Consider the following 15,106-nt stretch of genomic DNA (forward strand, 5'->3'; position numbering starts at 1 on the left):
ACATTCATTTTACTTCTGCCTGTGGCCAGTAAGTTACATTTGGGTCAATATACATTCAAAAAAAACAATTATGAAAAAACTCTTTGCAACCGCATTCTTTTGTTGTGCACTGGCAGCAAGTGCATTTAGTCAGCAGATTTGCTCGGCAGCTTTTCTTGGCAATAAAATGGTGGTAGACCAGTATACCAAAACAGGCTATAAAAATGAAATAGCTATTGATGCCAAAGGAGAACTGACAGTGAATACCTTGAGCCTGTCGGCTACTGAAATTAAACCAGTAAACCCAATACCATTTAAGGTGGCCATTAAAGAAAAAGAAACACGGACCATCACCTTGTTTTCAAAAGAAGATTTTATGAAAGTAGATGTGCAGAAAGTATTATCAGGTTGCAAAAAAGGCGATCAGATAGTATTGCTGACACTAGACAAACAATATGCCTTGCCGCATAATGAAATATTGGTGAAATAAAAAAATAATAAAGCTGCTTAACCCGCAAATTGGTTAAGCCAAATTACCTGATACCTTTTATGTACTCTTTCTGGTACATAAAAGGTGTTTTACCGGTAATATCTTTAAATTGACGATTAAAGTTAGAAATGGTATTATAACCACTTTCATAAGCCACCTGTGTAATATTCAGGCTGCCTTCATGCAGCAACTTGCAGGCATGGCCTATACGGATTTCGGCTATGAAATCGAAGAAAGTTTTGTTAGTGCGGCTCTTAAAGTACCTGCAAAAGGCCGATTCGCTCATACTCACCAGCGAGGCAAGTTCGCTCAATCTTACTTCTTCCTTAAAGTGTTTCATTACATACTCATGCACTTTTTGCATGCGTTCGGTTTCCGAAACCTTATGTGTATTTACATATCCAAAACTGGCAATATAACTACACTCGTTAGACTGCGACAACTCGTGCAGCATCGCCAGAAACTTCAATACCCGCTCAAAGCCCTCATATTGGTGCAGGTTTTGCAGCTCATGCCTGATGTAATCTCGGGTACCCCCAAAAATATCAAGCCCGCGTTCTCCTTTTTCAAGCAATTGCTTCAGGGGGTGCATTTCGCTTTTTTCAAAGAAACCGTCGCCCAGAAAATCCTCGGTAAAATAAATTACTATACCATGCGTTTGTAAACCCGAGTTATGGTCAAAATACACCCGGTCGCTTTGCCAGAGATGCGGAATATTCGGCCCTAAAAAAACGGTATCGCCTGCTTCAAAATGGCGGATGTTATCACCAATAAATCTTGTACCGCTGCCTTCCAGCACAGTAAACAACTGATAATGCGGATGAAAATGCCAGTTGGGGTCAAAATGCGGCTCTACCAGTTCTTTTAAGGTAAAAGAATAAACAACACTGTCTACTGACTTTTTTAGGATTGGCTTCATTTTTAACTATTCTGAATTTTAGCATTAAATTTAACAATAAAAACAATTAATGTCAAAATACAGTCATCATTAGTAAAATTAGGCTCATTATTTTGTACTTTTTTAAGATAGTTTTGTAATGTGAAAAAATAAAAAAATCAGCATGAAGTTTGGGATGAATCTCCTTTTGTGGGGAACAGAAATAAACGAGAGTCTTTTTCCGGTATTGGAAGAAATAAAAACTTTGGGGTTTGATGGCGTTGAAGTACCCATTTTTGATACAGACCCATCGCACTGGTACACCTGGCGCGCAAAACTGGACGAGCTTGAACTGGACAGAATTGCGGTAACGATCTGTGGCCCGGACTTTAACCAGATAAGCCCCGACCCTGCCATGCGTAAAGCCACGCTTGAACGTAATAAAAGAGCTGTTGACTGTGCCATGGTTTTAGGCGCCAATTTGCTTAATGGGCCCTATCACTCCGCCCTCGGACAATTTACCGGCCAGCCACCAACCGAGCAGGAATGGCGCTGGGCAGTTGAAAACCTGCAAGAACTGGCCGATTATGCCGATAGCCTGGGCATTACCTTAGGCCTTGAGTACCTGAACAGGTTTGAAAGTTATCTGGTGTCATCAACCGACGAGCTAATTAAACTGGTTGAAGACGTAGACCACCCGGCCTGCAAAATAATGTTCGATACCTTCCATGCCAACATTGAAGAAAAAAATCTGGGCGATGCCATCAGAAAATTATCCAGGCACCTGGTGCATATACAGGTTTCAGAAAACGACCGAAGCACCGTAGGCAAAGGAAACGTAAACTGGGAAGAGGTTTTTATGGCGGTGGAAGAAATCAAGTATGACGGATGGCTGTCGGTAGAAGCCTTTAGCCAGAGACTGGCAGTGGCCAATATCTGGCGTAAAATGTTTGACTCAGAAACACAATTAATGAAAGATAGTCTTAGTTTTTTAAAAAATAGTATTGGCTGAAATCCCGTAAAGCGCGTGTGCCATGCACACTCAGAATGGATTTAACCCGAACCTAAAAACAATTAAACCATGTCAAAGAAAATCAATATTGCTATCGTCGGCCTTGGCTTTGGGGCTGAGTTCATCCCTATCTATCAGCGCCATCCGCATACCAATATGTATGCCATCTGCCAACGTAACGTAGAAAAACTGAATCAGATCGGAGATGCCTTCGGCATAGAAAAGCGCTACTCAGACTATGAGGAGCTACTGAAAGACCCGGATGTAGATGCAGTGCATATCAATTCGCCTATCCCTAATCACGCCGAGCAAAGCCTGAAAGCCCTGTATGCAGGCAAGCACGTCGCTTGTACAGTACCCATGGCTACTTCGGTAGAAGACTGTATGGCCATTGTGAAAGCAGTAAAAGAAACAGGCAAAAAATATATGATGATGGAAACCGTGGTTTATGCCCGCGAGTTTTTGTTTGTGAAAGAATTATACGAAAAAGGCGAACTGGGTAAAGTACAGTTCCTGAAAGCGAGCCACCAACAGGATATGGACGGCTGGCCAGATTACTGGCCCGGCTTACCCCCAATGCACTATGCTACCCACTGCGTAGGCCCGGTAGCTGGCTTGCTGAAACTGGAAGCCGAATATGTTTCTTGTTTTGGTTCAGGCACTATTCGTGAAGAACTGGCGCAAATTCACAATTCACCTTTTGCGGTTGAGTCAGCACATATCAAATTTAAAGACAGCGACCTGAGCGCGTATGTGTATCGTTCACTATTTGATGTTGCGCGTCAGTACCGCGAAAGCTTTGAGGTGTACGGCTCGAAAAAATCTTTTGAGTGGGCGCTGATTGAAGACGAACAACACGTAATACACACCGCTAAAAAACCTGAACACGAAATTCCGGAAAAAGTAACGGTGAAAGACTACGCAGAGTTATTGCCCGAAGGCATTCAGCAGTTTACAACCAAAGGTGTGTATGATCTGGGTGAAAACAACCACTTGTCGTTTACGCAGGGTTCCGGTCATGGAGGGTCACACCCGCACCTGGCTAATGAGTTTGTAATGGCGCTTGTTGAAGACCGTGAGCCGTTCCCGAATGCCGCACAGTCTGCCAACTGGACAAGCGTAGGTATTCTGGCACACGAGTCTGCCATGCAGGGTGGTAAAATTATGTACCTGCCAGACTTCACCAATGCTTAATTATATCATTCGGGGCAGGCTAATACTGCCCCGAACACTTGTAGGTCTATTCAATATTCATTGCCCTGCTTTATTTTTATACTTATGAAAAAAACACTCATATTCCTGATGTTTCTGCTTTGGCAAGGCGTTCAGGCACAAAAAGCCCGCCGACTGGAAATTCTTTTTCTGGGCGACAACGGGCATCATAAACCCATAGAAAGACTCCCTACGCTAATGGCCGCATTAGGCGCAAAAGGTGTTAATTTTACTTATACCGACCATCTGGAAGACATCAACCCGGCCAATCTGGCTAAGTATGATGCGCTGATGATTTACGCCAACTGGGACGAAATTACACCCGCTGCCGAAAAAGCCCTGTTAGACTACGTGGCTTCAGGCAAGGGTATTCTGCCTATCCATTGCGCCTCATTCTGTTTCCGTAATTCGCCTGAGTACGTTAAAATGGTAGGCGGGCAATTCTGGCGACACAAGATGGATACCATTCAGGTGCAGACAGTTTTACCTACGCATCTCATTGTAAAAGATTTACCGGCAATCAAGGCTTATGACGAAACCTACCTGCACAGCCATTTGCAACCAGACAACAACGTATTGCAGGTAAGAGAAATAAAGGCCGATCAAAAAAGCGACAGACCAGAAACCAATATTGAGCCTTATACCTGGACCCGCACTTATGGTAAAGGCCGTGTGTTTTATACTGCTTACGGGCACGATAACAACACCTGGAGCAACAGGGCTTTTCAGCAATTGCTTTATAATGCCATCGTATGGGCAGTTGACGAAAACGCCCGCTCAGCCCATGCGGCTCTGAACCCGAAACCTTTTGAATACAGAGAGGCCAATCTGCCAAACTATGAAAAACGCCCCGGTGTGCCAATGCAACAATTGCCCCTGCCGCCTGGCGAATCAATGAAGCACATTCAGGTGCCGGCCGATTTCACGCTGGATTTATTTGCCGCAGAACCCAATGTACAACACCCCATTGCGATGTCGTGGGATGAAAAAGGTCGTTTATATGTACTCATTACCAAAGATTACCCCAACGAAAGAAAAGATAGCGGCGGAAGCGACTACATTCTGATTTGTGAAGACACCGACAAAGATGGCAAGGCCGATAAATTTACGCGTTTTGCCGATGGCCTTAGTATTCCTACCGGGATGGTGTTTGCCAATGGTGGGCTGATCGTTTCTCAGGCGCCACATATGTTGTTTCTGAAAGATACCGACGGCGATGGAAAAGCCGACGAGAAAAAGATATTGTTCTCTGGTTTTGGAACCGGCGATACCCATGCCGGGCCATCTAACCTGCATTATGGTTTTGATAACTGGATTTGGGGTAGCGTAGGGTATTCGGGTTTTGCAGGTAAACCCGTTGCCAATAGCGATAGCGTAAAATTCTGGCAGGCATTGTTCAGATTTAAGCCTGATGGCTCAAAAATTGAATGGATGACCAGCACCTCAAACAATACCTGGGGTATGGGCTTTAATGAAGCCGGAGACGTTTTCGGGTCAACGGCTAATAACTCGCATGGTTGGTATATGGCTATCCCGCATCGTAACTTTCTCAATCCGGGTTTCAACTCAGACAACGGAAGCCGCTCAACAGATACGCACAAAGACATGAAGCCCATTACTGAAAAAGTAAGGCAGGTAGATGTTTTTGGTGGATTCACCGCCGCGGCAGGTCATAATTTTTATACGGCAAGGGCCTACCCTAAGAAATACTGGAACCAGATTGCCTTTGTAACCGAACCAACCGGCCACGTGGTGCATCAGAATCTGATGGAGAAAAAAGGGACTAACTATGACGACAAGGAATCGTTTAACCTGATGGCCGGTGCCGACGAATGGTTTGCGCCTGTATTTGCCGAAGTTGGCCCAGACGGCGCCGTTTGGGTAGCAGACTGGTATAGCTATATTATTCAGCATAACCCAACCCCTAAAGGCTTTGATAACGGGCCGGGTAACGCCTATGAAACCAACCTGCGTGATTTCACACATGGCCGTATATATAGAGTAGGCTGGAAAGACGCCCCTGCTTATACACCTTTGGCTTTAAGTAAAGACCGCCCTGACGAGCTGCTGGCAACGCTGAAAAACGATAATATGTTCTGGAGAAGCCATGCACAGAGATTATTGGTTGAACGCGGAAAAACAGATGTGGTTCCGGCTTTAATTGCCCTGGTAAAAGACCAGTCAGTAGATGAAATCGGCCTTAACACTGCGGCTATTCATGCCATCTGGACCTTGAAAGGCCTGGGTGCAATAGAAAGCAACCCGCAAGCGCTGCAAGCGGTTATCAGTGCATTGAAGCATCCGTCTTGGGCAGTGCAGAAAAATGCCATTCAGGTGTTACCAATTACCAAAAGCTCGGTTGATGTTATCTTACAAAATGACCTGCTAAACAGCAAAGAACCATTAGTGGTATTAAACGCCATTCTAGCACTTAGCGAAATGCCGCTTACGGCTGCTTCTGAACAAGCTTTGCTTAACCGTATGGAGCAAGCCACCGAAAGCACTGACCGCTGGCTGCCTGATGCTTTTGCAGTTGCATTAACAAGCCATAAATCGGCGTTAATGAAAAAACACCTGAATAAAATGGCTGGAGCCAAAACTGCAGCGCCTATGACCCATGACCACTCGGCCATGAACCATGGTACTTCAGCCCCAAAAGAAGCACCAAAAGCGCTTCCTGCTCCTTCAGCCGGTGTTGATTTGCTGATTTCAAATGTACGTACCGAACCGTCGTCTCCTTATGTGCGCGAAGGTATGCGTTACTTTGTAGAGGTGAAAAACAACGGAAAAGACTCAGTAAAGAAAGCCAACGTGGTAACACTTCGGATTGACATTGCCGGTATGGACCAGAAATTTACCGTATGGAGCATGGTGCATAACACCGGAATAGCCCCGGGCGAAACAGTAACCATTTCTAAAAACACGAATGGGCCCTGGTCTGGCGACTTCTATTTCTCTAATGATATCCCAGGTGATTATACCTTCAATATCATGGTTGACTATGAAAACAAAATAGAAGAAAACAATGAGAAAAATAATTATTACAGCAAGAAGATTACGGTGCAACAGGCACAGAAATTAGCCACATTTGCGCTTGAAAGAGCCGCCAGAAGTTATGCCTCGGTAATGCCTGCAGACACCCTGGCAAGCCTGTTGAAATACTATGATAAACTACCCGCTACCGAAAACGTTGCCTTGCTGAAAGGTATTTCGAACGGCTGGAACCCTCGCAGAAAAGGAACACTGAATGCAGAGAATGCCCGATTCATAGCCTCTTTGAACAGCAAACTGACCGAAACAAATGCAGAAAGGCTGAATAAGCTAATGGTAGCATGGGGACTGAAAAGTGCCAATGCCGACGACGATAAAGACGCCATTGTTATCAACATCAAGTCTGTAAAAGAAGAAATGAAGTTTGACAAAAAGGAATTTACCGTTAAAGCCGGTAAACCTGTGGTGCTGGTGTTTGAAAACCCTGATGCCATGCAACACAACATTGTAATTGGCAAGCAGAAAAGTATGGAGATAATTGGAAACGCAGCCGATAAAATGATTACCCAGAAAGACGGTGCCGAGAAAAACTATGTACCCGGCATACCGCAGGTAATTGCTGCAACACCATTGGTGAATCCGAACGAAACCTATCGTCTGAAATTCACAGCTCCGGCTGAAGCAGGTAACTACCCGTTTGTGTGTACATTCCCCGGCCACTGGCGATTAATGTTCGGAACAATGAAAGTAGTGAAGTAATAAAACTACTTAAACATAAAGAAACACGTACAATAGATTGTAATTACCTTCACAAACAGCTTCTCGATTGAGAAGCTGTTTTGTTTTAGGCAGCGGCAACCATTGAAATTAAATAATGCATTTCCTGAATAGCCTTTTTTATGTTATCTTAGGATGCAGTATTTGACCAGGTACAGGCCTTTTATATAAACAGAATGGTATTTAACTTCAACCTCAAAAGCACTTTATTATTTGTCTTTTTCTTTCATGGTCTGGTCTACACAGTTTTGTTACTATTGAAAGGCCTATTGAAAGAGAACAAATCAAACATTTGGCTAAGCGCTTTGGTATTTTTAAGCACATTGTATATTGTACCATTTATGTGTGGGTACGCCGGCTGGTATGGGCGTAACCCCTACCGCGAGTTTTTGTTCTACTTTCCGTTTCAGCAACTATTCTTACTCCCACCTGTTTTATATTTTTATACTAAGTCTTTGCTAGACACCTCCTTTAGTTTTTCTAAAAAAGATTACCTCCATTTTTTACCCGCCTCGCTTTATCTGGTCAACACGCTTTTTGTCTGGCTGGTTGATAAAATAGTTTTGCAAAACAACTATTTCCATCAGGATGGCCGCGACAAAGACTTTGCAGGCTGGTATCAGGCACTTGGGTTTCTGTCTATGTTCTTTTATCTGATTTTAAGTCTGCGTATATACAACCGTTATAAAACCCTTACGTATCAGACTGTGAGCTTTGCTGACAAAATCCTGTTTGCGTGGGTAAAACAATTCCTGTCGGCCATGCTGATTCTTGTGGTTTTAAGAACGTTATTTTTTGTCTTAAACCCCGAATGGAATAATTTTGGCAACAAATTCTGGTACTACCTTTGCTTTTCTATTCTGTTTTATTATATCTCAATTAGTGGCTACTCTAATTATTTCCAAAGTGTTACAGGGTTAAACCATTCCAATCTGTTTTATGAAGGCCAGGATGATACCCAACAGCAAAATGCCACAGACGGGCCTGATACCAAAGCGCAGTTAAATGCAGTTGACACAAAAGAATTTGAATTATTAAAAACTGAAATTGAGCGGGCCATGATAATTGACCACCTTTTCAAAAATCCTGAATTAACATTAACCGACCTGGCAAATCATCTGGGCATGCAAAGTAAGAGAGTATCGCAGATAATTAATCAGGGATTCGGGCTAAACTTCAATGACTTTGTAAATCATTATCGCACGCAGGAGGTAATCAGAATTTTGCAATCAGATAAACCCAGCCTCATCACTTTGTTGGGTATCGCATTAGACAGCGGCTTTAATTCAAAGTCAACTTTCAACAGAGCCTTTAAGAAGTACACCTCTTTAACACCCAAAGCCTATCTTGAAAAAATAAAGCAGCAAAATGGTATCAAATCATGATTTGAAGCGATACCTCTCAGATTTTAACAGACTTTTGCTAAAAAAACTCAATGAAAATCAAACGCTTATTACTGTTTTTTGTTTCTGTAGCAATTGCAGGTATTCAATTACAGGCACAGGAGGTCTCTCAGGCATCAATAAAGAAAGTGCTCGATTCCCTAGCCTTGCAAGACGTAGTACCAGGAGGCCCCGGTATCGCAACCGGCATTATAAAAAACGGAAAGATCATATACATTAAATACGCCGGCTACGCCAACCTCACCGACAGCCTCTTAATCGGCCCGCAATCACGTTTCAATATTGCCTCCAATGGTAAACAATTTACTGCATTGGCTATACATACCCTTGCCAAAGAGCAAAGGTTGAACCTAAAAGATGATATCAGAAAATACCTGCCAGAAATCTATAAAGACGCCGGGTTTACAATCAGTATAGAAAACCTGCTGAATCATAGCAGTGGCATCAGAGATGTGTACGACTTATGGTCCTTAAAAGGCATCACATGGTGGAAACAGACATTCAGTAACACAGATGCTTTGAACCTGATAAAAAATCAGAAAGAGTTGAACTTTGCGCCGGGAACCCAACATCTGTACAGCAATACAAACTATATTTTGCTGGCCGAAATAATCAGGCGGGTAACCCAAACGTCTTTCAGGCAATATACCGACACCCTGTTCCGGAAGTTAAAGATGCCCAATAGCGGCTTTAACGATGATTATAAAAATATTCAGGGGCCCGTTGCAAAGCCCTACTTTAATTTTAACACCTGGACAGGCTATGATTGGACCTGCGACATTGCCGGAGATGGTAACATCTTTACAACACTTGAAGACCAGTTGCAATGGGAGAAAATCATTCAAGAAAAACAAACCCGATATATTGCTGCCGATTTAATTTCAAAGAGCCAGCAACCCCTTGAGGGGTCAGCTATCCGTAACTATGGCTTTGGACTGGAATTCGGGAAATACAAAAATTTCGACTATAGTTTTCATGAAGGAGCCACCGGCGCATGGAAAGCCACCACCCTGCGTTTCCCTCAGGAAAACCTATCAATTGTAACACTCACCAACAGTGGCAAGGCAATACCAGCCATGCAAAGCAGGCAAATGGCAGATATTTTATTAGGTATTGAACCAGGCCATCAAAGTTATCTGACAAAACCGGCAAATACTGGAAAATACCTGACACAAGACGAAGTATTGGGAGCTTACCAGACAGATAACCATTTTACTTTCCGATTTGAGATGCGAGATACTTCGCTATTTTTACTAAGAGCAGGCCGAAACGATACCCGTTTGTTGAGGGAATCTGCCAACGTTTTCCATCAATGGAACGACCCCGCCTTTAAGCTGGAATTTAAACCCAATGCACAAAATGAAATGGAGGTTACCGCTTACTACACCACACATGCGCCTTATTCGCTTAAAAGAGTAAATGCAAACTGGAGTGGTTACAATTATGAAAAGCTAAACGGCATATTCTATAATGCAGAAACTGACGTTACCTTAACGCTTAAGCATCAAAAAGATAAAACGTACAATCTTTCGTTTGGAAAAAACAACCGGAGTGGTTTTCTGGTATCACCTACAAAATTATCAGCCGATAATTACAGCCTGGAATTGGCACAAGATGATCAAAAAATAGTTGAAGAACTTTTTATTGATTCAGACCGCCTCAGAAAAGTAAGATTCATTAGAGTGAGGTAACTTGCTAAATTATGTTGAATTAAAATTAGCTTCAAACTTATGATTAACAATCTCTTTGAAGCAAAAATTTTTAAACGATAATACCTTGCTGTGCTCCAAGGTATTATCGTGTTCTGGTACCACAACTTAATTACGCCAAAAGCAATTTTACAGTGGCTGAAATCGCCTTACCGTCGGCTAGTCCTGCCAATTCTTTGGTGGCGGCACCCATCACTTTACCCATGTCAGACGGGCCGGAAGCACCTACTTTGGCTATTATCTCCTGCAATTTAGCTTTCAGTTCGTCTTCCGATAATTGTTTCGGTAAAAACTCTTCTATAATGGCTAGCTCGGCCAGTTCTTTATCTAATAAATCCGGGCGGTTTTGCTGACGGTAAATATCTGCCGAATCTTTTCTTTGCTTGGCTGCTTTGGTTAATAATTTCAACTCTTCGTCCGGTGTCAACTCACCTGTCTTTCCCTCTTTGGTTTCTTCCAATAAAATAACTTTTTTAATGTCTCTCAATGCCATAAGTCTCACCTGGTCACGAGCAAGCATCGCTGCCTTAATCTGTGCGTCAATTTCTGTTTTTAGTGCCATTTTGCTGGTAGTTTATTGTATATTCAATACAATTACCTGATTATTGCAGAACAATCAGGCAATTGGTTTCGTTGCTGTTTACGTAATTAAACATTAAGCTTGTTAATTTTGGTTCTTTCGGGAACTCATTCTTAAATTTAATGAGTTATTTAATTTAAAATATCGCGGCAAACTATCCGGTTCTTCAAATTATTTTCTCCTAAAATAATCACCATGACAAAATTATCAGTAAATATCAATAAAATAGCAACTTTAAGAAATTCTCGTGGCGGAAATATGCCGAACGTAGTAAAAACAGCTATTGACTGCGAAAGATTCGGCGCACAAGGCATTACGGTACACCCCCGGCCAGACGAACGCCATATACGCTATCAGGACGTGTACGACTTAAAGGGAATTGTTACAACTGAATTTAACATTGAGGGGAATCCGACAGAGGCCAAATTTGTAGAACTGGTACTGGCCAACAAACCCACACAAGTTACGTTGGTACCTGATGCACTCAATGCCATAACATCAAACGCAGGTTGGGATACCATCACCCATCGTGAGCGCTTGAAAGACCTGGTGGCTACTTTTAAAAACCACGGCATACGGGTATCTGTTTTTGTTGACCCCATTGAGCGCATGGTAGAAGCAGCCGCCGAAACGGGCACAGACCGCATTGAGCTATACACAGAGCGTTATGCGGAGGTCTATCCGCACAACAGGGAAGAAGCTATCAAAGACTACGCAAAAGCCGCAAAAGTTGCCGGACAGGTAGGCCTGGGTGTAAATGCCGGCCATGACCTGAGCCTGGAAAACCTCATGTACTTTAAAAAGAATATTCCGAATCTGCTTGAGGTATCTATTGGCCATGCACTTATTTGTGATGCCCTCTATTACGGCCTTGAAAACACTATACAACTGTATCTCAGACAGTTACAATAGGATTTTTGTACTTTCATTAACAATTTTTAAGAAACTTTAACACCTAAAAAAGTATCACTTCACTATGTTTGTGCAACATTCGGCCTGATGCCATTGTCTTTACCTTAAAGTTTCTAAATAAAAAATTATGAAAGCTACATTCCGGAATTCTATCAAAGCAAGTTTTTTGGCTGCATTGGCCATCGCTTCGTTTGCGTCTTATGCACAAGACAAGAAAGAGAAAAAAAGCACTGTTCGTGTAAGAATCGAACAAGACATTGACGGTAAAACCAAAGTACATGAAAAAAACTTTGATGCAACCGGCCTGACCGACAAACAAAAAGAAGACCTGATTCAAACCTATCAGGATTCGGTAATGGCCAAAAACAAAGATAATGTGCGCGGCACCAAGGTTGAGGTAGAAAGCTTCAGCGATAATGAAAGAGAGAGATTATCAAGCGATGACGACCATTTTGAAAGACGTCTGGATTTTGATTCAGAAAAACCGCGTGTAAGAGCCTATAGCCGCGGCAGAAACGGGAATAATGAACACTTTGAATTCAGGGACGATGATGTTATCATCAGAGAAAAGCCGCGTACAAGAGTGTATCGCAACGACAGAGATAAAGATTTTGATACTCACTTTGACCTTGACATGAAAGGTCTTAACGAGAATCTTAATCAATTAGGCAAAGATTTGAAATTTGAGTTTAAAACTTTTCCTGATGTTTTTGATTTTGACGGCAGCGCATCAAGCAAAACCATTCGAGGTTTGAGCGTTTATCCTAACAATCCGAAAACAGAAATACTGAATCTTCGTTTCAGCAGCCAGCAAAAAGGTGATGTAAGCATAAAAGTGATGGATTTAAAAGGCAACGTAATTGCCAGGGACGAAGTCAGGGATTTCAGCGGCGAGTATGTAGGCCAGATTAACATCGGCAAACATAAAGGAGTGGTATTTGTGATGGTTACCCAGGGAGAGGATGGCACGGTAAAAAGAGTGAACCTTTCTGCCGATAAAGAATAAGATTTACTTCCAATTGTAAAAGGGCCATAAGGCCCTTTTTTATTACCTATGATCAACTATACCTGTCGTTCCGCCACGGATAGGCTGTATTAGAATAGCCTCTTTCTTCCCAGAAACCCAATTTGTTTTTAGGCAAAAACTGAATGCGCTTAATCCATTTAGAGCCCTTCCAGGCATATAACTGCGGGGTAATCATTCTTACAGGGCCACCGTGCTCTTTCGGCAAAGGCTCACCATAAACGGTATGTGCCAACAGCACGTCAGGTTTCAGCGCTTCTTCCATCGATACATTAGTGCTGTAGGTATCATATCCATAACACATAATATGTGTGGAGGTCTCTTTGGGTTGCACCAGTGCCGCCAAATCCATAAGCCTTACACCCTCCCAGACCATATCCATTTTAGACCAGGTGGTTACACAATGGAAATCGCTGGTGTCTTCTACCTGTGGTAAATCCATAAAGTCCTGCCAGGTAAGCACAACAGGGTTTTCAACTTCGCCATCAATAGTTAATCGCCAGCGGTCAAGTGTTATGCTGGGGTGATACCCAAGGTCTAGCACAGGCCATTTTTGGGTGACTGTTTGGCCCACAGGTAATAGCGGCATCCCGTGCCTGTTGATTCTCCCTGTCCCTAAAGGGCGGTTGTCGGCAACAGACGGTGTACTTTTCATTTTATCTTCAAAGCGAGCCTTCAGCTTCATTCTCGCTTCAATAATCTTATCCAGTTTGCTTACCTCTTCCATAATTTAAGGGGTTTATTTCACACAACAAACTTGCAAGGCTTTTAGTTAAAAGCAATGCCATATTTCTAAAAAGCATGATACAGTAAATAGATAACACAAACGGTAATAATACTTACCACACCTTGCAGACCCGTAAGAATAGTATGCGTTTTATAAGCATCGGCTTGTGTAAGACCTGTAAACTGAGACACCACCCAGAACCAGGCGTCGTTGGAATGAGAAACCGTCATGGCGCCGCTGCCAATGGCCATTACCAGTAGGGTCAAATCAAATGGTTCGGTAAAACCCATGGCAACCAGTAAAGGCGCCAGTATGCCAGACGTTAACACCATTGCAGTAGTGGTAGACCCCTGAGCGGTTTTAAAAAAGGCTGCCACCAGAAAGGCAATGAGCAGAAATACAATGCCCGAGGTTTGATTAGCCATTAACCAATCGCTTACAATGTCTTTGAGTGGGGTTTCTTTCAGCACCGCTCCAAAGGCCCCTCCTGCGCCCACCAGCACCAGTGTGGTGCCGCAATGTTCGATACCACTTTTGAAACAGGCAAATATCTTCTCGAATGGTTTTTCCGGAAACAGGCTGAACGAAAAAAATATGGCTATCAGAAAAGAAACCAAGGGACTTCCTAAGAAATTCAGCCACTTGGTTAATGATTCGTCAAGGTGAAGAATTTTGCCAAAAGATGCCACCGTGATTAATATAATGGGCAAAATAATTGGCATAAAGGCCTTCCAACCGGCAGGTAGTTTGCTTACATGAGCCACGTTCAGATTATCTTCTTTGTCTTCAATGATATTCAGATTCCGGGCATAGTTCTTTGCAAACCAGGTAGATAAAAACAAACTTGGTACAGAAACCACCAAACCTATTAGAATAACCAAGCCTACATGATGCGACAAATTAAGATTTCCGGCCGCCGACAATGGCCCCGGTGTTGGAGGTACTAGTGTATGTGTAGCAAAAAGACCACCAGATAGCGCAATGGCAATTGTGCCCAGCGGCCGGTTGGTCTTTTTAGCCACAATTTTGTTAAGCTTTGCCAGAATAATGAAGCCGGAATCGCAAAAGACCGGAATACCCACAATAGCCCCGATAACCGACATGGCTAATGCCGGGTATTTCTCGCCGAATAGTTTCAATATAATATCTGCCACCTTAATGGCTGCCCCCGATTTATCAAGAATAGCACCAATTACACAGCCGAGAATAACCATGAGGCCGATTTTCGACATCAATTCGCCAAAGCCCTTTCCGATAGTATCAGTCAGTTTATCAATAGGCAAGCCTGCAAATATACCCACACCCAGCGCAGCCAGTAACAAACCCAAAAGAGGGTGCAGCTTAAACCAGGTAGAAGACAGAATAATAAAAACAATGGCCAGAAAAACAACGGGTATAATCATGCAGTGGCTA

12 protein-coding genes are annotated in these 15,106 nt (G+C 42.9%); 8 read left to right on the plus strand and 4 right to left on the minus strand.

The annotated features are described in order from the left end of the window. Nucleotides 1-70 precede the first annotated feature (70 nt). On the plus strand, nucleotides 71-469 hold the full coding sequence (locus C0V77_RS19790) for a hypothetical protein (protein ID WP_101728110.1): 399 nt from the start codon (nucleotides 71-73) through the stop codon (nucleotides 467-469). Nucleotides 470-512: 43 nt separating this feature from the next. Here the strand turns inward: C0V77_RS19790 and C0V77_RS19795 are convergent, their stop codons facing one another. Beyond that, nucleotides 513-1,388 carry an AraC family transcriptional regulator gene (locus C0V77_RS19795; protein WP_101728111.1) on the minus strand — a complete coding sequence of 292 codons (876 nt, stop codon included), beginning with the start codon at nucleotides 1,386-1,388 and terminating at the stop codon, nucleotides 513-515. A gap of 154 nt (nucleotides 1,389-1,542) precedes the next feature. Between C0V77_RS19795 and C0V77_RS19800 the strand changes: the two genes are divergently transcribed. The 5 genes from C0V77_RS19800 to C0V77_RS19820 all read left to right on the plus strand — a co-directional run bounded on the left by C0V77_RS19800 (nucleotide 1,543) and on the right by C0V77_RS19820 (nucleotide 10,432). After that, nucleotides 1,543-2,358 carry a sugar phosphate isomerase/epimerase gene (locus C0V77_RS19800; RefSeq protein ID WP_229236333.1) on the plus strand — a complete coding sequence of 272 codons (816 nt, stop codon included), beginning with the start codon at nucleotides 1,543-1,545 and terminating at the stop codon, nucleotides 2,356-2,358. 69 nt (nucleotides 2,359-2,427) lie between these two features. Beyond that, the gene (locus tag C0V77_RS19805; RefSeq protein WP_101728113.1) at nucleotides 2,428-3,552 is read left to right on the plus strand and encodes a Gfo/Idh/MocA family protein; all 1,125 of its coding nucleotides are present in this window, start codon (nucleotides 2,428-2,430) and stop codon (nucleotides 3,550-3,552) included. Nucleotides 3,553-3,636: 84 nt separating this feature from the next. After that, nucleotides 3,637-7,320 carry a PVC-type heme-binding CxxCH protein gene (locus tag C0V77_RS19810; protein WP_101728114.1) on the plus strand — a complete coding sequence of 1,228 codons (3,684 nt, stop codon included), beginning with the start codon at nucleotides 3,637-3,639 and terminating at the stop codon, nucleotides 7,318-7,320. Between the two features lie 194 nt (nucleotides 7,321-7,514). Next, nucleotides 7,515-8,723 (plus strand): AraC family transcriptional regulator, encoded by a 1,209-nt coding sequence (locus tag C0V77_RS19815; RefSeq protein ID WP_101728115.1) that lies wholly within the window; start codon nucleotides 7,515-7,517, stop codon nucleotides 8,721-8,723. A 50-nt stretch (nucleotides 8,724-8,773) separates the two neighbouring features. Next, the gene (locus C0V77_RS19820; RefSeq protein ID WP_101728116.1) at nucleotides 8,774-10,432 is read left to right on the plus strand and encodes a serine hydrolase; all 1,659 of its coding nucleotides are present in this window, start codon (nucleotides 8,774-8,776) and stop codon (nucleotides 10,430-10,432) included. Between the two features lie 130 nt (nucleotides 10,433-10,562). Here C0V77_RS19820 and C0V77_RS19825 read toward each other — a convergent pair whose 3' ends face one another. Then, nucleotides 10,563-11,012 (minus strand): GatB/YqeY domain-containing protein, encoded by a 450-nt coding sequence (locus tag C0V77_RS19825; RefSeq protein WP_101728117.1) that lies wholly within the window; start codon nucleotides 11,010-11,012, stop codon nucleotides 10,563-10,565. Between the two features lie 213 nt (nucleotides 11,013-11,225). Between C0V77_RS19825 and C0V77_RS19830 the strand changes: the two genes are divergently transcribed. Both C0V77_RS19830 and C0V77_RS19835 read left to right on the plus strand, forming a co-directional pair. Continuing rightward, entirely contained in the window at nucleotides 11,226-11,942 is a 717-nt protein-coding gene (locus C0V77_RS19830; protein WP_101728118.1) for a pyridoxine 5'-phosphate synthase, read from the plus strand. Nucleotides 11,943-12,069: 127 nt separating this feature from the next. Then, nucleotides 12,070-12,948, plus strand: a complete 879-nt coding sequence (locus C0V77_RS19835) for a hypothetical protein (protein WP_101728119.1) — start codon at nucleotides 12,070-12,072, stop codon at nucleotides 12,946-12,948. 52 nt (nucleotides 12,949-13,000) lie between these two features. Here the strand turns inward: C0V77_RS19835 and C0V77_RS19840 are convergent, their stop codons facing one another. Further along, the gene (locus C0V77_RS19840) at nucleotides 13,001-13,693 is read right to left on the minus strand and encodes a sulfite oxidase-like oxidoreductase (RefSeq protein ID WP_101728120.1); all 693 of its coding nucleotides are present in this window, start codon (nucleotides 13,691-13,693) and stop codon (nucleotides 13,001-13,003) included. 65 nt (nucleotides 13,694-13,758) lie between these two features. After that, a complete protein-coding gene (locus C0V77_RS19845) occupies nucleotides 13,759-15,096 on the minus strand; it encodes a GntP family permease (protein WP_101728121.1) in 1,338 nt (445 codons plus the stop codon). Nucleotides 15,097-15,106 lie beyond the last annotated feature (10 nt).

Origin of the sequence: Emticicia sp. TH156 (assembly GCF_002855535.1) — a bacterium.
GTDB classification, from domain to species: Bacteria; Bacteroidota; Bacteroidia; order Cytophagales; family Spirosomataceae; genus Emticicia; species Emticicia fluvialis.